This is a genomic window from Mangrovibacterium lignilyticum, from assembly GCF_010882175.1.
GTDB classification, from domain to species: Bacteria; Bacteroidota; Bacteroidia; order Bacteroidales; family Prolixibacteraceae; genus Mangrovibacterium; species Mangrovibacterium lignilyticum.
Window position 1 is genome coordinate 1070078 of sequence record NZ_WKLH01000002.1, and the last position, 23451, is coordinate 1093528.

Consider the following 23451-nt stretch of genomic DNA (forward strand, 5'->3'; position numbering starts at 1 on the left):
GTTAGTGAAATTTATAAACTCATAGATTTTACAATCGAAGCAGGACGGCATAGCAGTGCTTTCCTGCTTTTTTACATTTCATTCAATCCATTTTCTTTTTTAGTTTTAGTATGATTTTCTTTTTAGTAAAACTGTTATTATCAATCATATTTCGCTCAACGACCTCATATTCCACCGGGAACAAAAGGGCTATTAATGCTAAAGCTTCCTCCAGACTTTCATCTTCAAGCACCAATCGAACTTTCTTGTCCTTTAGCTCTTCCGACTCTAGTACTATATCTGTATTGTAAAACCGACTCAGTTTTACGCAAGTTTCTTCAAGAGACAAATCATGCAAAATGAGTTTTCCATCCTTCCATGCCAGAAAATCGTGCACATTTACAATCGATTTTGAGAGTTTGTTCTCTTTAATATTGAAGACCATTCTCTCATTTGGCTTTAGCTGTCCGACCTCCTTTTCGTGCACATTTAGGCTGACACTTCCCTGTTCCAACACCACCTCGCAGGTGTTTTCATCGGAATAGGAAACGACATTGAACTTTGTTCCCAAAACTTCAATATTCAATTTGGAAGGGGTTGTTACCTGAAAGGGATACTTTTCATCGAGGTGATGAACATCAAAATAAGCCAGTCCATCCAACTCAACAGTTCGTACAGCATCGTTGTCAACATGGTATTTAAGCACCGAATTGTAGCCCAACCAACCGGTTGTACCATCGGGCAATGTAAACTGGCTACGAAAACCATCGTGCGAGTAAAACTGAATTTCCTGTGCGGGTATACCTGCAGTCTTGCTGCGCGTAAAATAAATCGCACCCGCTATTATTAAGCCAGCAACCAATATGGCTGCAATTTGCCTAAACTGGAAAAGCAAGCGATGTTTACCGCCTGTTGTCTCGCCATTCTGTTCAAGCAAAAAATATTGTTTGTGGAAATTATCAACCGGGGCAAGATCGGAATCAGAGTCAGGATCGAAGTTCTCCCATTGCTCCCGAATAGCTTCTTTGACCTGTTTGTTTAAATGCTCATCCGCAAAATACTCATCCAGCTTTTTGTAGTCAGCTAAACTACCTTTTTGAGCAAAAAGGCGCTCTATGCGGTTTCTTTCAATGGTCATTTTGCTGGTTAGTTTTACTGGTTATATCCTGCAACCGGAAAAACGTACCTCTCAAATGATCTTTTTTTCTGATTTTTTTTCTTCGGCTTTAATGAAGGAATAAAAAGAAAAGAAAAAACTCCTGCATTTCCCGGTCACTGGTCATAGCCGAAAACATATATTTTCGGGCGATAGAAAGTTGATTCTTCACAAACTGTTCTGTAAGATCCAGCCTCTGGGCTATTTCCTTATTTTTCAAGTCCTGTCGATACCGCAGCAGAAATATCTCTTTCCTCCGATCCGGCAATTGGGCAGCAAGTTTATCCAGCTTTCGAATGAAAAGATTGTAGTCAAGCTGCTCCTCATCTCCACTAGTTTCCAAAACATATTCAGACGCAAACTTCCGGATATTTTCTTCTTCCTTACTTTTTTTCAGATAGCGCTTTCGAATGTTGTTGTAGGCAATTGTGAATAAATAAGACTGAAAAGAGGTTTCCGTCTTGAGAGAATGTCTGTTTTCCCAAATTTTCAGAAAAACTTCATTCAACACATCTTCTGCATCTTGTTTCTCTCTTAAATATTTCCGGGAAAACAGAAATACCTTCCTATTGTACCTGTCATACAATATTCTGAACGATTGAATACTTCCGTTCCGAACTTGAGAAACAAGCGTATCGTCTCTATTTTGGCCTCTGTTTAGCAAGGTTAGTTTCAGTTATGGGTCGTTGGTTAGAACGAATTTAGAAGAAATTCCCTAATTTTTGTCATATTTCTGAAACGCGTTTTTATGTTTGAAAAGCATTAATTCAGAAAAACTGCCCACATTACAACCAAAACAAGTTATAAAAAAGGCAACCCTTTTGAGTTGCCTTTATCGCTGTTGTGTCTTTTTTTAGTCTTTAACCCGGCTAAACCGTAAGGTCTTAACCATCCAGTCAGGCAAGGACTTTTTGGGATCCCGCCCTTTCAGGTTCATGTACCAGCCTAATTTTTCAATGATTGGTAATTTGTGAGTTTCAACAAATTCAATTGGTGTTCCATCCGGATCAGAGATATAGGAGAAATGCCCGGCAGCAACACCCATGTCGAAACTGTCGGCGCTATTGACGGTGAAGGGGAATCCTTTTTGTTCAGCTTCTTTTTGCAGAAACTCCATCCCCTGAATATCGAAACACAAATGAATGTATCCCAATTCGCCCCAAATCCGTTCGCGGAATATTTTATCCGGTGTGCGTTCCAAAGCCTGCACCAACTCGATTTGAGTAGGTCCCAAAAGTCGACTGAAAGGTCCGGTTCTGTGCTTATGTTTTAACAATACCCGGCGGTACTTTTCGTTTCCTCCAGGTAAAACAGCAAAGTCCTCAAACACGCCCGTTTGATCGTAAATCACCTGGTCGTATTCTAAAATCCCCGAATATACCTTCAGCGCTTCATCAATATCGGATACGCCGATAACCGTACCGGCAACGCCACCTGTTGGCGACTCTTGTTTCATATAAACATGGGAATCGGCAACCACTTCGAAAATATTGTTGTACGGGTCAATCAGATAGTAATGTAAATTTTCCTGTGGATCCCTGATCAGTTCACCCAAAATATTCAAGCCCATCTCGCCGTGCAACTTGTAAGCCTTTTCCACATCACTACATTTCATCTTGATAATGAAAATCCCGCAATCGCCCAATCTTACATCAAACACAGGCGGCTGTGAAACTTGCTGGGTATGCTGCCAAATCTCGAAACCGCCGCCGCCTTCCATGTTCATGGCCAAAGCAGCGTAGCGATCGCATTCCTTACCATTTGTGTAGTGCTTCATAAGCTTTGCTGTCGCTGTATCTTCAAAAACGCAGATATCCATTCCGAAAGCTTTCCGGTACCATTTCCAAGCTTGTTTTGCATTCACTACGCCGATACCTACCTGCTGTATACCGCAAATGTTTTTCTTCATATTCAGGGTGTATATTTTTCAAGAGCTTGCGCCCTAATTTTTAATTTTAGTAACCATTTTAAAGAATAAAGCCGGGAAAAAACGACGAATGTGAACCATCATCAACTCTTTTCGACCGACCAAAATCTCTTTTTTATTTTTCCTGATCGCTTTGACGATCTGTGCAGCACATTGATCAGCCGGCATTCCGTTAGCTTGGCCAGCATCCATTTTATTGTAGGCCTGTCCGGTTTCCGTCATGGCATTTTTCGATACATTCGTATTTATCCGCCCCGGTGAAACAATGGTAACATCAACACCATCACCAACCAGCTCGGCCCTCAATGCCTCAAAAAAGCCTTGCAAAGCATGTTTTGATGCGCTGTAGGCCGTTCGCATCGGGAACCCAAATTTCCCGGTTATACTGCTGACAACGACTAAATGACCACCACCAGTTTTCAGCATTTGTGCCAACACCAGTTTTGATAAGCTAATGACACTGAAGAAATTCAGTTCCATGATCGCACGATCAATTTCAATTGGAGTTTCTTTTGCCCAGGAGCGTTGACTTCGCCCGGCATTATTTACCAGCAAATCAATCCGACCAGCCTCCTTTACAACAGCATCAACCAGTTTCGGGAAACCTTCAATTTTAGAAAGGTCAACCGGCTGCACCCAGCACTTGGATGTATACTCGAGGCACTTCTTTTTAACCACTTCCAGCTTTTGAGCATCGCGTGACGAAAGAACAGGAAATGCCCCCTCACGTGCAAAAGCGTAAGCCAATTCCTCTCCAATCCCGGATGAGGCACCCGTTATCCAAACAACTTTCCCGTTGAGGTCTTTCATTCCTTGATTTTAGCCTGTTTTAGAAACTCATTTCTGTGCGGAAAAAGATACCATTTTTATCTGTAAAATCACTATTCTTATACGCTCCGCCTAACTTTCGGACATACTCAACGCGCAACACTTTAAATATATTCGTAAAGCCAAATCCAATTTCAGCATAGGGCTTATTCTTCTCATTATGATAGTAATCAGGCAGATCAAAAACCCCTTTATACCCGTTAGTCAACTGTCCGTAGTGTACCTTTAACGACACAATTTCCCTCAATTTTAAATTTCGAACCAATGGTATTTTATTTAACACAACACCTCCACCGTTCAAATATGTATGCAAATTTGTGTAGGCATTATGGGCAAACGAAGCATGATGAAGCAGATTGTATCGGAACTTTGCATAGCCCAAAGACATTGATCCAACGGGCAGATCCAATTGATCATAGGGTGCGTCGCCAAACATATAACCACCGTTCAACATGTAGTTGATAAACATTTGACCAAGCACAAACCGTCCCTGGATTGAAGCATGAAAGCGAGCATAGAGCCCAAACTCTTTTTCCATATCAGGTACCGAAACATGCCCCAAATCCAGCCCAATATCAATCACCGGTATCGGATTGACGTAATAAATCCGATCGAAAAAATACATGTCGTAGTGTTGCCCAAATGCAAATCGGGCATCGAAAAGCACACCAACGTTTGTAAAGTTATTGTAGGCAACCCCGTCTTTGGTAAATGAAACAAAAGGTGTACTGTAATTCCAATTCAGATAGGGCGAAGCCTCTAAATGAAAATCGTTCGGACTGTTGTATTCAATTCGTCCTTCAAGGTATCTTTCCTCTTTCAGGTACGGATTTTTCTCTTTGGTGGTAAATACAGCAATGAAATTACCATTCCCTTTGTTGTTCGGATTGTGTTTGATAAATCTCAGGAACCGATCCTGTGAAACCAGGTTGTAGTCATTATAATACCGGAAGCGTAGCAAAAATTTATCCGTCTCTCCCGGTTGGTAATCGAAATTGGCTCCGAACTTAAATTCTTTATTCCGGGTACCGTATCCTAAAAATCCTCCTATCGAAAAACGCTCAAACATTTCATCACTTGTCCGCAAGGGAATCGTAAGCCGATTCCCCTCAATCTCATTCGTCGAATAAATGTCGAAAAGCGGCCCAATATCAATTTTTCCGGCATTGTAAAAACCGGTCAACGCCACTCCCCCAACCTTATCAACACCTTTAACAATACTCTGGTCCTTCAAATTATCGACACTGGAATACGTGTCTTCTCCCAGCTTATCGACTGCAAACTCCGGTTGGCTTTTCCATTCGCGCGCCTTCACATTATCTAGTCTGGGCGAATTTGAGTAGTGCGTCGTCTTGTTGATCAACCAATTCCCACTTGATACATTTTGCAACCTTTGGGAGCTATATGCAGCCGTAGAGTCTTTATTGGTAAATAAAGACAAATTTATATCGACCTTTTTCTCATCGAAAAAGTAATCACCGTCAGGTTTGTTATGGTAAATGGCACTGCCGTGAAAACCATTGATGAAATTTAGGTTCGCTTTCCCCGAAATATAAGCATCGATCTCTTTCAGGGCGTAGGTCTCGGCATCAACCGTGAAGCTTCCGGAAAACAGCGGATTTCGAGGGTTCTTCGGCGCGTAAGTTAAATGGTAATATTTCTGATCCCCGTCGAAAATCGTATCGTTGAAATAAATATTATAAAACGATTGTGCCGATTTGGCAATCGGAGAAATAAACCCGCGATCCATAATCTTAATCTGCTCCTCGTAAAAGTCCATGTCGACGGCAACATTGATCAAAATATAGCTTTCAATGAAGGAGATTGACCGGGGAAAAATCCCGTCTTTCTGTGAATAAACAAAATCAACTGAATCAGCCGAAATATCTCTTGCTTCTTCCAACAAGTAAATAGGTGAAAAACGCAGATCCTGCCCTTCCATCTCAACCGTCACGTCCTCCATATTATCGAAGAAACGACTTACTTTGGCCGTCGTATCAACAGCGATATAAACGGTGGTATTTTCAATCTCTTTGTAGTTCGGAACCTGCTTCAGCCGATCCTGATTCGCTTTCTTATTCCTTTGAATCCGGCTAAAGACAAGCTTGGCAAAAGGAATATCCGATTTGACAGTAACTTCATCGATTTGCTTAACATCCTTTGCCAGCTCAACTGAAAGTTGCGTATCAACTCCTTTTTTCAAATTGAATTCCTGCTGAACGTAGCCAACCGAAGATACAGCCAGTGTATCACCTTTGGGTGCTTTCAACACAAAACGGCCATCAAGATCCGATTGCGTTCCCTGCAAGGTTCCTTTAATCCAGATATTAGCAAAAGGAATAGCTTCTTTGGTACTTGCATCTTGTACAACACCAGAAACCACTTGCGCAAAAACCCCGGAACTTACAACGACCATTAATATGGCGATAGTAAATTTCCTTAACATTTGACTGTAATTATTGTCTGCTTTTTTCGCTTTTTAATACCCAGTAAAGGCCTTTAACTCCAATTCGGATATCATCCAAACGAAGCAAAACAAGAATTTTTTCAACGTAGGCTATCACTCCCCAACCTAAGGCCAGATAGTACATCCAGGTGTAAAACCCGAAGACAAAAAGTATGAAGAAGAAAATACTTTGAACGTATCCGGCCGATACTGCTGAATACAAATGCAATCCGGGAATTTTACCGAAACGATAAAAAGCGATGATGTAGCTGAGTACAAATAGGGTTAGGAACAAATACAAAATCCAGGCATGAGGCTCAATCTCTGTCCATTTAAAGACAAAGAGTCCCAACAAAGCCATCGCATAAGTACAAATGTCGGCCAGGTTGTCCAGTGCTGCGCCAAAGTTGGTTTGCAGCTTGAAAAAACGGGCAATATTACCGTCAAGCACGTCGCTCACCAAACTAATGCATAAGAGAATGACATACCATTTCTCTCCTCCGGTAAGCGCAAAATATAAAATTACAGGAAATGCCAACAGTCGGTATAGACTGATAAAATTTGGCACATTTATTATCTTTTCCCCTTTAACTGTGATAGGTTTCATGTTTCTGTTTTTCTAATTGTTTAACAAGCGACTTTCGCTTTTTTGTCACTTGATTTTCCCAGGAAATACTCCAGCATACGTAAAGCTGCGTCTTCGCTCATCTCGCTCACTTCTTCCGTCAATGCTTCATCCAATTTCCGGGTATCAAACAATAGGTTGGTTCCGGTATAACTACTTGTAAACGACATTCCAATCGAGATGATCCGTTCGTATGAATCCATCTCCGATTTGTCCAAATCCACTTGCGGCACTAAGTTAATGGGCAACAAATCACACAATGCTTTCAGGATAAACCGGTTACTCACGGCTTGCTTCGCAACCATGTTCATGATAACCGGTAAGTTTTGAACCTTCACCGTCTGCATCAAATAAGTGACCACAGTGTCGATCGGAATAAGATTTTGGGTTGACTCCGGATCTACTTTCACTCGAACCGTGCGATTGGGATTGCGGGCTGCCAAACTTTGAATACGGCGGGCAAAGTCAAAAATACCATAATCGGTTACTGTTACACCGGTTCTACTGTTACCAACAACCTGCGACAAGCGAAGAATATGACCTTTCAACCCCTCTTCGTCCATGTGCTTGCGAATCAGGTTCTCGGCATAACGTTTCGATTGTTCGTAATAATTCCTAAACTCTGAGATATCGGCTATATCGTAAAATTTCTCTTCGAACAAGCCGTCGAACTTACCACACGAATAGGCTGTACTGATAAAGAAAAAGCGAGATTCTTTACCGGCAAATTTTGAAAACACCCGAACTGAGTTTTGAACGCCATCCATATTTGTTTGGAAAATCTCATCCTTAGCTTTAAAATCATATTTCAAGCTGGCTGCAAAATGATAATAATCCACTTCCCCATCGAAGAGCTCTTCCAGTGTTTCCTCCGGAATACCAAAATTATCATCAAGCAACGAATAATTGAAAATCTTCAGATTATCCGGTTTAACGAATGAGCCTTCATTGATATCAACCATGGCTTTCTTCATCCGCATTTCCGCCGGTTTTGTCTCATTTCCCCGGACTAATGCAACGACCTCGAAATTTTGCAACAGCAAATCGTTAATGAAATTGGATGCTACATAGCCATTGGCGCCATTTATTATAATTCTCTTCATGAACGTAACTTTTTAATTTCTTCTCTTTTTAACTTGTTTGTTTTCAGGCTATAATAATATAATACTTTCTATCTAAAAATTGAATAAATTGTCTACATAAACAGAATCAGCACCAGTAATACACTTAATGGTATTGTTAGGTTATCTGATCCCCTCCAACTTACCAGTTCTCCCAACGTACTCACAACAGCAACGGTCGAAGCCAGCTCGAACGTTTTCAAACTGAATATGCCCCAATGAAAATAAAGGGCAATTATGCTGATGACAAAGCTGGTAACCAGAAATGCTCCGGATCCCAACCAAGTTTTATTCAATTTACGACCAAAAATTTTAATATGCCCATTGAAGCTCTTAATGTTAATTCCGAGTATCGCAGCCATCGGGTCGCAAATAGCCAAAATCAACATTGGAAGAATGTAAATAAACTTATTCTCCAACAGGCTTGATATCAAAAATGTAATATATATTGAAATTGGCAGCAGGTAGCTTCCAATTGACTTACGCTCAATATCATGAATCGATTTCAGCTGTTTACTGTACTGGGTTATAAACAAGGCTGCAAAAAACAACAGCGCCAGCACTAAAATATACCAATGCGAAGGAAAAATGTAAGGGAAGGGAACCACGGCCAAAGTTGCCACAAAATGAGCAAATTTACGTGTGAATTCACCCTTCAGATTAAGCCTCCGGTAATTCAACTCGTTAAAGGCTAGCAGAAGTACAATTCCGACCAGGTAAACAAATGATAGTACAACGATATTTCCCATTTCTTCTCTAAGTTCCTTTAAAAGTTTAATATGTACATACACAAAGCGACCCACGATCCACCTGCAATTAGGCTGTCAAAGCGATCAAGAAAACCACCATGACCGGGAATCAGCTTGCTGTAATCTTTGACATTATATTTTCGTTTGTAATACGAAGCTGCGATATCGCCGGCAAAAGCAAAAGCCACAACCCCGCTCGCCAATATTACTGATTTGCCCCATGTTCCATCATAAATGCGGTTCAACAACAAAGCACTCGCAATAGCAAATATCGCTCCGCCAACCAATCCACCCAGCGTTTTATTAGGGCTTATTGAGGGCAATATTTTTGTCTTCCCAAACAGCTGACCACTAATCTGGCTGAAAGCGTCAAAAATAGAAAGCACTAAAAATGAAAAAAGGATCAGTTCCTTTTCCAAACGACTGAAAAAGAAAAATCCTGTCGCCAGAGCTAAATAGATTATCAGCGATATTATGAAAAAACCTTTCCGGTTAAACTCTCTTAATCTGAAAAGCTTAATCAATTCGAATATACCAACAACACTGATTACAACAGCCAGAAATCCGAAAATCTCAGGCTTAATCACAATACTGAAAAACAAGATATTAATAATAAAAAAATATGCAATAAACTTCGTGTAGCTTTCTTTAGCAACTTTCGGATCTTTTTTGCGGTTAATCATGTAAAAACCGAATCCACCAAGTGCGAAATAAGCCAGAATTATGATATAAATTGTTTGAATCATCTCTTATATAATTCTTAATTAACCAACCATCATCACCCCCCCCAAGGCCACCATAACGAGGGCATACCAATAACGGGCATTATTTTCAGACCGGTCAATCTTAGTTTTTGACAATAACCGGGGACCCGATATGGCACCCAACGCCGAACCGGCCGTCAGGAAATAAACCAATGTCAGATCTATTTTCCCAACCAGAAAGTGCGCACCAATTGCAAAAAACGTGTTCACTAAAACAATCAGCAACGAAGTTCCAATAACCATCTTAATTGGGATGCGCAATGAAAATAAGCCCGCCAAAACAGGTGCTGTTCCGCTTGTTCCAAACGTTCCGGTAATCAGGCCGGCAAACAAGCCGAAAAACGAACCTTTTAAAACCTTGTGTTTTCTACTTTGATTATGTGTTTTCCCTTCACCTTCCGCCTTCTTCTTTTTATAAGTTCCGTAGGCAATATTCAGCGCCATTAAAATGGAATAGATACCAAAGCTGGTTTTCAATTGCTCCGAGCTGATCCGACTTGTAATTCCAGCCCCAATAAATGCTCCAATTATCCCGACCAAGGCAAACAACATCCCGATCTTGAAATTAATGTGCTGCTTTCGGTAGTGACCAACCGAACCAACCAAGCCAATTGGCAAAGTTGCAACCAACGATGTAATAACCGCTGTTTGCGTTGGAACGTGCAAAAGCAAAGTCAGAATTGGTAAAAAGAAAAATCCTCCACCTCCGCCGAGCATGGTACCAAACAAACCAATTATAAACCCCAATAAGGGCAATAGGAAATAGATAGGTTCTATGGGGGAATGAAAAATCATAACTTTTGATATCCAATCAAGGTGAAATCGCTTTTTACTAAAAAAATTAAGATGCTGAGCTGAGTTTAAAGTCGTTGATATTTAGATTGCCCAGGTAATCAACCTGACGAACTTTTAACAACGAACTTTTCCCGCTTTTTAAATTTTTGACATGAATGTCGCGCGGATACATTTTCGATCCGATGCCTTCAACCTTCATATAATTTGACAAATCCGTCTGTGTAACCAGGTTATCGCGACTATCGAAGGTTTCAATTCGAACCAACCGTTCCTGATCGACAGAAATGTAGGCAACATCGTATTCCTTCTCATCCTCTTTCTGCATTTTAATTTGGTGACACAGCGTTCCGTTGATGCTTTTTTCACCTACTATATTCATGTTTGAATCGGCACCAACAGCGGAGCTAAACTGGTTAATCGGAATTTCGCTACCCAACATTTTCAAGTTTCGCTGATTGGCGCGAATTTTCTGAATTTTACCTGTTGAAGGCATATATATTTCAATAATCCCCTTCTGATCTTTGGAGTCAGTGGTCAAAATCTTGGTTCCGCTAATATTCTCAGGAGCGGTCACTTCAACCATCACCTTTTTCTCTTCGCCAAACTCCGCAAAAGAAACATCCATCGATTTCGTTTTTTCATTGCCTTTCGCATCGAAACTCTGGAGATCGAGCACCAGGTGAACATTTCTCAACGACAACTTCTGCTTCGAATTTTCAAATATTTTCCTGGCTTCAACATTATCGCCCGCAAACAACTTTAATGTTATAACGGCAAAGCCAAAAACGATTAGTAACTTCTTCATATCTCTTGTTTCATTAAGATTCTAAAAACCTTGGTTTGTAAACGATGATTATTGCAGGGATGAGCAACAGAGCACAAATCAAACACGAGAAGATGGATACAACCACCAGTACCCCGAAGAAACGCAGGGGTGCAAAACTCGAGAAAATAAGTACTGAAAAACCCACAATAACCGAAAAAGCATTGAAAACGATTCCTCTTCCGGCTGTTTCCAATGTTCGTGCTACAGCAATATTCCGATCACCGGCCGATGCATATTCAGCTTTGTAACGCCACAAAAAGTGAATGGTATAATCAACACCAACGCCAATCATGATCGACGATAGCATCGCGGTAACAATATCCAGCGGAATATTCAAAAAGCCCATCAAACCGAACAGGAATAACGATGATAACAACAATGGTAAACTACCTTTGGTTCCCGCGGCAAACGATCTAAAAATCAGTGCCAAAAGAATGAAGATAATCGCCAAGGCTAAAATCATCGATGATATTTGTCCATGAATGACCATATCTGCTATTTGTATCTTCGACAAACCGGGGCCCGCAATACACACCACTGCTGGATCCCCCTCTGTAATTTCCTTTAAAGCTTTCAGTACCTTTTTGCCGGTACGATTACTTCCATCTTTGAGGCTTACCAATATCCGGGCATGCTCATAGTTGTAATCAATAAACTGTGAAACCTGCCCGTCATAACCCGTCATCGATAAAAGTTCGAAGTATTGCTCTGCCTCAGCTTCAGTTTTCGGCAACTGACCGTAGCCTGCCTCTTCAGGGGTATTCATCCCTTTGCTGAGTTCGCGCATAAAAATACTCGGCGAAATAATGTGACCGATTTCCTCAACACCTTGTATCTTATGAGTGTACTCGTCCATGCGTCTCAATGTTTCCGGTGCAAGTACGTCACCTTCAAAAAGAATCGATACATATTGTGACCCGCCAAACTTCTCGTTAACTAATTCGATTCCTTTTTTGATATCTGATTTTCCAATGAAATAACTTTCAACATTCGTATCAACCTTTACCAAAAACAGCCCGGCAATACTAATAACTGCAACAAGTGCAAAAGCACATAATACTTTTTGGGGAGATTGAGTAATCCAGTCTGAAAACAAGGTCAGAATCCGGTCGATAAAAGACTTTTTGCCGCTGTGATCGCGTTTCCGGATTCTCGGTTTGGGGTAAAAGCTCAACAAAACAGGTACCAGGTAAAGGCTCATCAACAAAGCCAGTCCGATTCCGAACGACGCCAAAACACCCAACTGCGCAGCTGGAGCCATTTTGTGCGAAAGCAATCCCAACATCCCGCCAATCGTGGTCAGCGCAGTAATTATAATTGGTTTTCGAAGCTCGCGGTTTATAGCGACGGCTATTATTTTGAGGTCGGTTGATTTTCCCTCCTTGTACTTTTCCTGGTATAAATTCACCAAATGAATGCTGTAATCATTCGCAATAGCGATCAGCATAATCGGCAACAGCACTGATATTAGCGAAATTTCCCAGCCCAATAAGCCCATCAATCCAAATGAAAAAATGATAGACAAAATCACAACCACAAAAGGAAGCACAACACCTTTCCATTCCTTAAAAGAAAAATACAGCATTAAGATCATCAGTATTAATGCTGCTGGCAGGAGGGTCACCAAATCGGTTTTTATGTAGGACTTGATGGATTGACGAATGTACGACAGGCCACCAATGTAAACCTGATCCTTTCCGGGATTTTGCAGAAGTACCTCTTGAATTGCGGGAATAATCTGATTATCGGCAACATCATTTGATTTCGAAAGAATGATGGCTGTTGCCGTTAAATCTGCTGACACAAAACGCTTCCCCATCTCATTATTAAGCAAGCGATTTTCCAAATTACGAAGTGCTGTTGAGTCAGCTGGAATTTCGTGAATAATCGGATCGAAGGAGGTAAAACCATCTTCCAGTTTTATTTCCAGAACATCCCTCAACGAAAGACTGCGCTCAACACCATCAACATCTGCTAACTCATCGGTTAAATGTACCAGGTGGCTGTAACTTTCCGGATTAATAATACCGTCATCGTTGGTAATAATCAGCATGATTTTCTCGTTTCCGCCAAAAATGCTGTCCAGTTTCTGCATATAGGCACGATTGCCCACATCAGAGGGAATATAGTCATTGAAGCTTGGATTAATCCGCAGTTTGTCAAATTGCATAAATGACAATGCAGCCAGAACAATAATCCCTGCAAGCAGTAAAAATCTATATTTTTTAATCAGTGTTTCCAACTGTTCCTCTCAATTTTACAAATCGTAATAATTCCTGATAGTCAGTTATTGGCTTCATGAGTGCGAACGACCAAAACTGGCATTTCACAAAACCGGATTAGTCTTCCAGTCGAATAATCCTCAATCGATTATTAAAATTGATGTTTTTATAAAGGAATCACTGCTAATTTCAATGCATCTAAGTCTGGATAAAGAAATAAATAACATAGAATACAATACCATTAAATTATACGGACAAGATATTATTTTTCGATTAAAACCACATTGATGTAACGTTGAAAACTGATTTATAACCCTATAAACAGGTCGAAAAAATACTGTTCCCATCAATCGTAATCTATACCGATCCTTATATTTTTAATTGTTCTCCTAGCTTTTCCTAAAAACACATCGATTTGACCAAAATCCTAACCGACTATTTTAGTTTTCCAGTAGCAAACTTAGACAAATTTTGAATAACGCCATCTTTTCATCAGCAAAAATTAACATTCACCCAAATGGTAAAAACAACAATATACAACGGCGGAAAACAACAAGCACAAGTTTTATACTTTGACCGCAACGGATCATTTGAGGTAATAAGACACCCCATAGAAAAGAACAACTCTTTCGAATTGCTCTTTTCTATGGGGAACTCAACTGGGATTCGAACCTTTTGGAATAGCCAACAGATTATCACTATCACCCAAAGCTCTTTTTTTAAACCGTTCCGGCTTAGCATCAACTAGCAATCAATATATTAAACTTCACACAGATTTAATTATATCCTGGTATGATGTTTTACTCCCTAATTGAAAATACGCTTTGAGATTACGTGACTTAAATTGCGAGCACGGCTCTCGTTAATACAGCTAAAAAAGAAAAGCTGCCCCGAAGGTCAGCTTTCTCATAGTATCGACATCCTTCTTTTAAGGGGGAAAGAAGGAAATTGCTGTTTAATTATTCGCCTGTCGACCGGCAAGATATTTTGAAAAATAATCACGCTTACATTTCTCGAAATAAGCTTTATAGGGTCCTTCGTAATGGTGATTTTGCCCAGGCAAAACCATCATATCAAAACCCTTATTGGCTTTAATTAAGGCATCCACCATCCGATAGGTATTCGACGGATTGACATTGTCATCCGACTCACCGGTAACCAGGAGCAATTTCCCCTTTAAACCGGGAGCCAGCTCCATGGCCGTTTTCACCGAAAAGGAATTGTCCTCGCCAATACCCTGGTAAAATTCGCCCCAATTGCGGTGGTAGATATAGTTATCGTAATTACCTGATGAAGCAACAGTAACCTTGTAAAAATCGGGATAAGTACACATCGCCACAACAGACATCAGCGCACCACCTGAGTGACCAACAATTCCTACTCGGGTTGAATCGATAAAGCTAAAGCGACGTGCCAACTGTTCCAGCCCGTATTTATCATCTTCCAGCGGATAATCTCTCAGATTTCCATGACCGTAAGATGCATATGCTTTGCTACGGACAGGGGAACCTCCCCGATGTCCCATACAAACCACAATAAATCCTCGCTGAGCCAATGCCGTGTTGTTGTATCGATCAAGCACGGTGAAATCCGTCCATACCGTTTCAGTAAATGGCCCCGGATACACCTGTGAGATAATAGGGTACTTTTTATTCGGGTCAAAATCGAATGGCTTCCACATAATGCCATACAAATCCGTTTTACCATCGGCTGCTTTTACAGTAAACTGATCCGGATATTTCCAGCCATAAGCCAGCAACGGTTCTATGTCTGTCGTAATAATTGTATCTAACAGGGCGCCGTCACAGTTTCGGGCTACTGCTTGCGGAGCCAAATCAATTCGTGAATAATTGTCCACGATCAAGTTTGCGTCCGAATGCACAAACACGTTGTGATTTGCATCTTCAGGAGTCAGCAAGCGCATGTTCTTTCCATCCAGATCGACCCGGTACAAGAAACTATAGTTCGGGTTGCGACCTTCTTCGCGACCATAACCATAAAGGTACACTTGTTGTTTTTTCTCATCAACTTTCGCAATACGGCCGGCAGTCCACTTGCCGGTTGTCAGTGGGTTGTTCAACTGACCGTTTTTGTCGTACCGATAATATTGCCCCCAACCAGAGCGGTCTGACCAGAACAAAATATCGTTACCACCATTGATAATTTTACATGAAAACATCAAATCATTGAACAGCGGCTCGCAGACCTCGTGTACCAAACTTTTCAGCTCTCCCTGTTCATTTACCGAACAAAGCTCAATCTCGTTACGCGTCCGTTTTACCCGCAGGAAATAAAATTGATCCTTAACCTCGGCTGAATGTATTGGGATCAGCTGCTGCCCTTTCCAACGCTCTACATCAATTTGCTTGACTGCCGCCTTTCTCACATCTCCAAAGTACACTTCCGTACTTTCGATTACATCATCACCAGGCAATTCAAACTCGTAGTTGCGAGCAATCGGAAAGGGTTGAGCAACTGAATTAATAACTGTCATAGTACGAATACCACGTTTATTCTCGCGATATATAACGAATGTTCCTTTGTCCGATAGCCATTTCAGGTTCGCCAGTTGAAATGAAGCACCGGCGTCACCATCACTTGTTAACTGCTGCTCGGTAGAGTCCTTCAAGTCTCGCAGATACAAATTATCCGACTTTACAAAAACTTCAAATTTTCCATCAGGCGATAAGCCCCAGTTTACCGACTTGTATTGCTTTGGATTGGCCTCATCCAGCGATTTGCGCCCCGGGTTATAGATCAGATTCTTGCCACCGGAATTGAGTCCGGCCACGATACCATCCTCATCAAACGATGGTGAAAAATTAACGTATGAGGTATCCATCCCTTGGGCCAATAGCAGTGAATCGATCTCACGCTTGTCGTAAATAGTATGCGTCCCTTTCCCCGGTTCGTAACTTAAAAAGTGCGACTTCTCCCCCGGACCATGCCATGAAAAATAGCAGATTGGCTTATCTGGATGAAAAAACGGTACAATCGATTTTTGTCCGAATCTACTTTCGAGGTTGGGTACATCGTATTTTTCAACACCTGGATCATTACCGTCCAGCGAAAGTTTCAAAAATTCAACCAAGCTCTCATTCTTACTACTGAGCACAGTATTACGCATAATCTCGTAAACCACATTCGAATTTTTCTGCATGGAAGCAAGGTACACACTCAAAAAATCAAGCAAGACTGTCTGACTTTCACCGTCGAAATCAGAAATATAGTTGGCTAGTAACTCTTCTGCTTTCAACGTATCGTTTAAGCTAACCGCTTTGTCAATATCCATCATTTCCACACAGACGGACTTTCCAGGAAAACCGTTTATTTTATTTATCCGGGCTGTAAAAGCATCAAAATCTGCTGCATTCTTTCCATAAGCAGAAAAATAGCGTCCGTTAAAAACATTTCGGGTAATTTCACGGAAGTTCTCTGTAATCTTAGCATACACCGAAGAATCCGGAACCTGACCTTTAAAATCTGCCCAATGATCGACCAGGTAATTGCTAACCGGGCTATTGGGATAAGCGATGCGATTACTGTACGGACTCCCTCCATACAGGAACCAGTTTTCGGCACTGCTACGTTCGCTACCGGTAAGTTCTTCAAAATATTGATTGGCTAATTCGGTTGCCTCTGCAAATTCACAAAGCTCGAATTTCAGATGAATGTAATCACGCATGAAAGCGTGATCGTAATTTTTGCTGGCAAACTTCCGGGTTGAACTTAAAAAACGATTATTCGGATCGAAACATTCTTGGGCTCTGGCGATAAACTTATCGGCCGCCATGCCTCCTACAAATTTGTTCAACAGCTTCCCGCTCCCATCAATAAAAAGATAAGTCGGATAGGCAAAAGTTCCATAACGTTTTCTCAATTCGGAACCTTCGCTTTTAAACATATTCAGGGTCAGTGACACAAACTTGCTGTTAACAAAATCGGCAACAGTGTCTTCTTTAAAAACGTTCTCGGCCATCATCTTACACGGCTTACAACCGTCGATATAACAGTCTATAAAAATAATTTTATCTTGTGATTCAGCGATTTTCAACGCCTCATCAAAAGAAATAGACAGAAAGTCGACAGCCCGATTTTGGGCGTTCACTTGCCGGACTGACAACAGTCCGACAAGCAAAAGCAAAAGTTGTATTTTTAATAATCCCCTCATTCTATCAACTATTTATTTATACCGTCTTGCCAAAATATTCGCGATTCATTTTTAAGAGCATCAGTTCAAAGTTACTTCGAACTGTCGGTTCCAGCTTTTTGTATTCAAGCAGTTTTTCCAAATGATCACGCACTTGAACCAGATAGACATTTAAAGCCGAAGAAACATCATTTAGTCCTCCGGTAATGTTATTCTGATTGACGGTAGTTAACAAGTTCACCACAAACTCGTACTGAATATTCATCTGAACAGCGTTGAAGGTTGACTTTGGATCGTAATTATTGAAAAACACCCGGTCGAAGTAGCTGAAAAGGTCCGAACAAGTATACGCTTGATCGCCCAACTCTTTTTCGGCTTCCACCAGTGACCAAAGCACTTCTTTACGCATCAGGTTCTGCATAACCGAGTTGGCCATATTCACACCGTTCCCATCAAAGCTGACAGGTAAAACGCGATTTATCTCGTCATTATCAAACCAGGCCGGCAATCCTGAAAACGCACATTTTGCCAATAACTCAAGCGCTTCCTCCTGCTTGTTTTTAGGAACATAACGCACAGGCACTTCATTTTCCCCACGAATCACTTTACGCTTTGAACGACCACCGACGCACATCGCAACCTGGTTGATATAAAACTGATAAACCGAGAAAGCCTGTTTTGCCAGTGCTGCAATCTCTTCGGGTGTATTCTGATAGGCCGGCCAGCCAGCAACGATTACCGGAATTTGCGGATAAACCCGCTCCAGATTTTTCAATCCTAACTTACTCGCTTCAACTAAATCATTCGATAGGAATGTTGACTGAGCATATGGATCAATATTATCACTTCCGGCGTAAAAAGTAGCTTTTAAAGAAGGTGACTCGTTCCTGCTACCATAAGCGTATGCAATAGCTTCAATATCGTAAACAGAAACTTTCGGAAACAACAAAGCGGGATCAATGTGATCTTCTGGTTGCACCAGGTAGTCGGCAGTGGTTGCTCCCACAACAGTAGCTGTAGGGCCATACTTTTGGAGCCAGTTTGCGTCGCGCAATTGTTCGGGCGAAAATGCCGTTACTGCAGGATAATTGGCTTTCATACCCAATAGCTCACCCACCATACCAGCCATCTGCGATGTTAAGATTTGCTGGCGGATCTTCAGCGGCTGTTTGTTCGTTTTAACCCGCGGATCGAAGGAACCAAACCACATCACATAATTGGGCTGCGTATTTTTGGCAACCTCATCCATCAGGTTAACCCGGGCGGCTAAAATCTCGCCGGTCACTTCATCGCATATCAACTTGTTCGTATTATTACTATAGGCATTTCCCCAGTAAAAATCAATCTTTTTGTAGCCTAGCGCTCCGTCGTCTACAAACTGGAAGACGTTTTTCCAGCCTGCTTGCTCAAATGCGTATTCCCATTGCTTTAGAGCCGTTTTCACTGATTCCTGATAAACACCCGGCATTATCGAGTCAATCCACACCTGAATCGGCATTTTCGGTACTACAGCAACACCCTTTTTTTGAAGTTCCCGATCTTTGGCCGATGCAGTCAAACTCCATCGTTTAATCATGTTCACTGTATTCGCACGATAGCTGTCCGTGTCGTATTCAATATGCTGTACGGTTTCAAAACCATAGGCTGGATGATCTTTTTTGATTTCGACCTCGTGATCCGGAACACGCTGAATTAGCATTTCAATCTGGAAAGATGTTGCCTTACCGCCACTGGTTGTACCAGTACTGGATTGGAAATACTGCGTTTGCGAGCGAATGGCAGAAAAAACAACGCCCCCGTCAATCAAACGAAAACCCTGAACCCAGGAACGACTTGGATCTGGACTGTTCAAGTTTCCACTGCCGGTTAAATCAAACAAGCCACTCGGGCTATTCAAATCTGAGGTAATGTCGATGATAACCGATTTTTTATCTTTCCCCCAGGCAGCAACTGTGAAAACCCGTTCCGATGCTACCAGACCCGATTTTTGAATGGCCTTTTCCATCCAATAGTCACTGCTGTCGGCCGAAAATGTATTCGATTTATTTCGAAACATTTCCAGTCCATTATTCCTTCCCTTACGGAACTGAACAACACCTGAACTTGGTGACACAGACGAGTCATATCCCACAACTGTTTGGGTCGTAATCAATATATCTTTACCCAAATCCGCTTCCGGAATCTCCAGGAAATAGCTGTTTCCAGATTGATATATTGTGAAATGTCCATCAGTCTGGGACATCTTTTGCGAATCATAAAATTGATCGAAGGTCTTTGGCTCATAGCCGCCTTGCCCTACCCCCTCCAATGCATTCAGGCAAAGGCTAATTATAAATGAAAATGCTAAAAATATTCTCATGACGTTTTTACGTTATTATTTCAATAGGATTTACGAATAGAATCCTCACTAAAAGTTTTGTTTACCTGTTTTCCAAACCTTTATAAAGTTGATCGCAGACTGATAATGCACGCGGGTCTTCTCGTCGGCAGACAAGGCTCCTTTTTCGGCATAAGCATTAATTGCATCCATTTTCAACTTGAGCTCCTGTAAAATAGTATAGGAGATATTTCCGGTATTTTCGAGATTGATCGTTAGCTGAGTCAGCAAAGCACTTTGTAACATTCGCCTGTAATCCGAAACAACTTCTTTCTCTTTATTTTCAGGAAATAGTGCCTTTACCATGTAGTCCAGGAACTGAGCATATGATGGCGATTCCGGATCAATTGCGCTACTGATCGAATAATCAACGTTTGAAGCCGCTAACTGTCCGATGTGGTTCAAGGCCGGCTCTGCAAACCGCTGGCCATAGTCAAATTCGATTTTATGAATGAAGCTTGGATTCACCAACCACTCAGGTTCCGACAAAAAATATTTATTGAGAAACTCCATTGCACGTTCCTGCTTCTCGGCAGACACCGACTTGTAGTTAAAGCGAACCGTTTCTCCACAACTGCAATCTTCCGCGTAAAACCCACCGATCAGTTGCATAACATGACCGATATAGGCCTCGTACTGATCCAGGATATAGAGGTAGCGGCGGCGAAGCAAGACGTAATCCTCAGTCGTTTGCTCGTTGGTCCAGTCTTCGAGATTCGCCATCAGATATTGAAGGTTCTTCATACCGAGCTCGCTGGCCTGCACCGGATCGTTGGCACAATCTTCAGCCTGAACACGCGGATCGGTTCTAATTGACTCACTAACATAATGGCGTCCGCCTTTTTTCTGTTCTTCACTAATCCAACTTTTCAACCGATCCGATTCTTCGGTTACACTAACAGTATCCGGGAAATAACGATATCCCCATTCTATCGCGAACTCATCGTACACCCCTATTTTAGGCAACAAATTTTCGCTTTCAATGCGATCCTCCGGTTGAGCCACATAGTTAAATCGTTCATAATCCATAATAGACGTTCCCAAGCCGTTACGAATCAGAAAGTCATTGTTGCGCAAGCTATCTGTCGAAAAGTTGGTACTTCCTAAAAAGTTATGCCGAAGCCCCAACGTATGTCCTATTTCGTGTGTCAAAATTCTATTCACCAGCTTGCTAATCATCTCATGCTTCAACGGGTAACTGCGGGCTTCGGGATCAGCTTGACCGCATTGTACGAAATACCACATCTGGGCCAAATCCATAACTGAATGAAACATGGCTACATGGGAACAAATTATTTCCCCCGAACGTGGATCAACAACCATCGGTCCGTATGCATTGGGCACCGGTGAAGCTTTATAAGAGATGTAGGAATGGCGAGCATCCTCTATCGAGAAATCCGGATCTTCTTCCTTTGTTGGTTCAACGCGTGCATAGATCGCATTCTTAAAGCCTACCTTTTCGAAAACCTTTTGCCAGGAACCAACTGCTGCTTTAATACCATCAATAACATAGGGTGGCATGTCCCGGTCGATGTAGAAAATAATTGGTTTGGCCGGCTCAACTAGTTCTCCGCGAACGTATTTTTCTATGTCTTCATCCCTCGGCTCCAAACGCCAACGATTGGCTATATCGAACAATTCGTTATCCGTGTCCCCGTAAACTTGTCCGCGCAGAGTGGTATTAAAATAGCCAACCCGGCTATCCTCCATCCGAATTTTCATCGGCTTCTCCGGCAACAAAAACCAGGAAGAACCAACTTCCCACAATAGTTTAGTGTACGTACTTTTCTCCGGATTTCCGGCGCTGTAACAGCGAACAGAGCGGAAGTTAATGTTCGTAGGGAAACTGTTCACCTTTTCAGAATAAGATTCCTGCGGTATATATCCGCCCAATTCAAGAGGTTGTTGCGCCGCAGCCAGCGAAAACAATTCACTGTCTGCTAAATAAAAATCTGTAATATCGATTAAACTTGAGCTATCGGAACAAGCAACCAAATTAAAAGATTGTATAATCGGATCAATCAGGCTTGAAAAATAAGTCCCATATGCTGCATCTTCAGCTTCGGTGTAATGGATATCCGGCTGAACTAAAACTACTTTATCCCCTTCCTTTTTAAACCGGACCATAGTGCTATTCATCGAATCGCCTCCATATCCAAAGCGTTTTCCATTGTTACGATCATTTTGCTGTGCCCCTTTCAAAATCGTAATAGTCGTCAAAATATCGCGTCCCAAAATCCGGTTCGGAATTTCGAGATAATGTCGTTCCTTAATTTGGTAATAGTTCACAAATCCGCTGTTAGCGACCTGTGCTCCTTCAACAAATTTTTGAATGTTATCTAGTTTTTCGTCTTCTTTTTTATCTGTGCTAGAAGCAAAAGACCCCCCTAACAACATGATAAAGAACAATGTCAGTATTATTCTCATAATTGTTTTAATCCAGTCCCGGCACCAATGTGCCGGGACTATAGTTACTAAGTTCTGTTTCGAAAAATGTCGTTAAGACCTATTGAGCTCCAACCCTATTACCAACCTCCTGCAAATCGAATCCGTAGTTATCGATAAAATAGTTACGCACGATGGTATAGCGTTGTTTGAGTAAACCGTTCGTGTCCTTCAAACTTGTAAAAAGACCTTCCCATGCACCGCTGCCAAAATCATAGTCATTTACATAGCTGACCTCACGATTCAAATAATCTTCAGAGCAGACAATCATCATCCGAACAAAATTCTCCCAATCGTTCGTCGCTGATGCCTCGTAATAGGGTTGAAAAATCCCATAAGCCCATGACGCTGAGTTTGTATATAAACTTTTAGCATTGGTATAGTTAGCCGACGAAATAAATTCATCAGTTGGCTCCAGCTTATCACGATTAATCATACTCGACAAAAAGGCATTGTTAACAGCACTCGCAAATGCCAGGGTATCGGCAGCTGTCATGTTCTCTACGTCAGCATTCGCGTACGATACGCAGATATTTTGATAGTTTGAAATTGCATAGATAGAACTTGCGTCATACGTCCAAGGCCATACCCAGTAATTAATATTGTAATACCTCACATCATCGCAAAGCAAAATTAGCCGGGGCAGAAACTCCTTTAGAAAATTGTCAGGATACAAACTGAACCAGGCCTTGTCTAATAAATCAAGTTGAGGAGCAATATAGTCAAGATCCGGCATTGTAACTTCCATACCTGCCCTTCCATTTTGATCATCCGTTGAAGGATAGCCATTTTTCCAGGCTGTAGGCGTCCAATAGGCATCTTTCTCCGTGAAATCATAAAGCAGGTAGCTCTTGAACCTGTTGAAATAGTTCACAATTGTTGTATCGAAATCGTGGCTTCCCTGGGGTACGGTGTAACCAACAGGAATACCGGAAGGTTCCAACTCCCCTTCTTCTTTGCTACATGCCGATAACAGCATTATTCCCAATGCCATTAGGAAATATATTTGTTTTAATTTCATTCTTTTTTGTTTTAAATGTT

General features: G+C 41.6%; 16 protein-coding genes. All 16 read right to left on the minus strand.

Going from position 1 to position 23451, the window contains the following annotated elements; translation table 11 throughout:
- Positions 1 to 82 precede the first annotated feature (82 nt).
- The 16 genes from GJV22_RS11480 to GJV22_RS11555 all read right to left on the minus strand — a co-directional run bounded on the left by GJV22_RS11480 (position 83) and on the right by GJV22_RS11555 (position 23431).
- Complete coding sequence (locus GJV22_RS11480; RefSeq protein ID WP_163713244.1) at positions 83 to 1117, minus strand: FecR family protein; 1035 nt, start codon at positions 1115 to 1117, stop codon at positions 83 to 85.
- 88 nt (positions 1118 to 1205) lie between these two features.
- Complete coding sequence (locus GJV22_RS11485) at positions 1206 to 1799, minus strand: RNA polymerase sigma factor (RefSeq protein WP_163713247.1); 594 nt, start codon at positions 1797 to 1799, stop codon at positions 1206 to 1208.
- Positions 1800 to 1988: 189 nt separating this feature from the next.
- On the minus strand, positions 1989 to 3044 hold the full coding sequence (locus GJV22_RS11490) for a VOC family protein (RefSeq protein WP_163713250.1): 1056 nt from the start codon (positions 3042 to 3044) through the stop codon (positions 1989 to 1991).
- Between the two features lie 33 nt (positions 3045 to 3077).
- The gene (locus GJV22_RS11495; RefSeq protein WP_163713252.1) at positions 3078 to 3872 is read right to left on the minus strand and encodes an SDR family oxidoreductase; all 795 of its coding nucleotides are present in this window, start codon (positions 3870 to 3872) and stop codon (positions 3078 to 3080) included.
- Between the two features lie 19 nt (positions 3873 to 3891).
- Positions 3892 to 6336 carry a DUF5686 and carboxypeptidase-like regulatory domain-containing protein gene (locus GJV22_RS11500; protein WP_163713255.1) on the minus strand — a complete coding sequence of 815 codons (2445 nt, stop codon included), beginning with the start codon at positions 6334 to 6336 and terminating at the stop codon, positions 3892 to 3894.
- 10 nt (positions 6337 to 6346) lie between these two features.
- Positions 6347 to 6943: a CDP-alcohol phosphatidyltransferase family protein gene (locus GJV22_RS11505; protein ID WP_163713258.1), complete on the minus strand. Its 597-nt coding sequence runs from the start codon at positions 6941 to 6943 to the stop codon at positions 6347 to 6349.
- A 20-nt stretch (positions 6944 to 6963) separates the two neighbouring features.
- Positions 6964 to 8064 carry an SDR family oxidoreductase gene (locus GJV22_RS11510; RefSeq protein ID WP_163713261.1) on the minus strand — a complete coding sequence of 367 codons (1101 nt, stop codon included), beginning with the start codon at positions 8062 to 8064 and terminating at the stop codon, positions 6964 to 6966.
- A gap of 92 nt (positions 8065 to 8156) precedes the next feature.
- Positions 8157 to 8831, minus strand: a complete 675-nt coding sequence (locus GJV22_RS11515) for a phosphatidate cytidylyltransferase (RefSeq protein WP_163713266.1) — start codon at positions 8829 to 8831, stop codon at positions 8157 to 8159.
- 17 nt (positions 8832 to 8848) lie between these two features.
- Positions 8849 to 9577: a phosphatidate cytidylyltransferase gene (locus GJV22_RS11520; RefSeq protein WP_163713269.1), complete on the minus strand. Its 729-nt coding sequence runs from the start codon at positions 9575 to 9577 to the stop codon at positions 8849 to 8851.
- An 18-nt stretch (positions 9578 to 9595) separates the two neighbouring features.
- A complete protein-coding gene (locus tag GJV22_RS11525) occupies positions 9596 to 10390 on the minus strand; it encodes a sulfite exporter TauE/SafE family protein (RefSeq protein ID WP_163713272.1) in 795 nt (264 codons plus the stop codon).
- A 46-nt stretch (positions 10391 to 10436) separates the two neighbouring features.
- On the minus strand, positions 10437 to 11195 hold the full coding sequence (locus tag GJV22_RS11530; protein ID WP_163713275.1) for an outer membrane lipoprotein-sorting protein: 759 nt from the start codon (positions 11193 to 11195) through the stop codon (positions 10437 to 10439).
- A gap of 13 nt (positions 11196 to 11208) precedes the next feature.
- A complete protein-coding gene (locus GJV22_RS11535) occupies positions 11209 to 13458 on the minus strand; it encodes an efflux RND transporter permease subunit (RefSeq protein WP_238480319.1) in 2250 nt (749 codons plus the stop codon).
- Between the two features lie 935 nt (positions 13459 to 14393).
- Positions 14394 to 17609, minus strand: a complete 3216-nt coding sequence (locus tag GJV22_RS11540; RefSeq protein ID WP_163713278.1) for a prolyl oligopeptidase family serine peptidase — start codon at positions 17607 to 17609, stop codon at positions 14394 to 14396.
- A 16-nt stretch (positions 17610 to 17625) separates the two neighbouring features.
- The gene (locus GJV22_RS11545) at positions 17626 to 19947 is read right to left on the minus strand and encodes a zinc-dependent metalloprotease (RefSeq protein ID WP_163713281.1); all 2322 of its coding nucleotides are present in this window, start codon (positions 19945 to 19947) and stop codon (positions 17626 to 17628) included.
- Between the two features lie 48 nt (positions 19948 to 19995).
- Positions 19996 to 22392 carry a zinc-dependent metalloprotease gene (locus GJV22_RS11550; protein WP_163713283.1) on the minus strand — a complete coding sequence of 799 codons (2397 nt, stop codon included), beginning with the start codon at positions 22390 to 22392 and terminating at the stop codon, positions 19996 to 19998.
- A 79-nt stretch (positions 22393 to 22471) separates the two neighbouring features.
- Positions 22472 to 23431, minus strand: coding sequence for a putative zinc-binding metallopeptidase (locus tag GJV22_RS11555; protein WP_163713286.1), 960 nt, complete (start codon positions 23429 to 23431; stop codon positions 22472 to 22474).
- Positions 23432 to 23451: the final 20 nt, after the last annotated feature.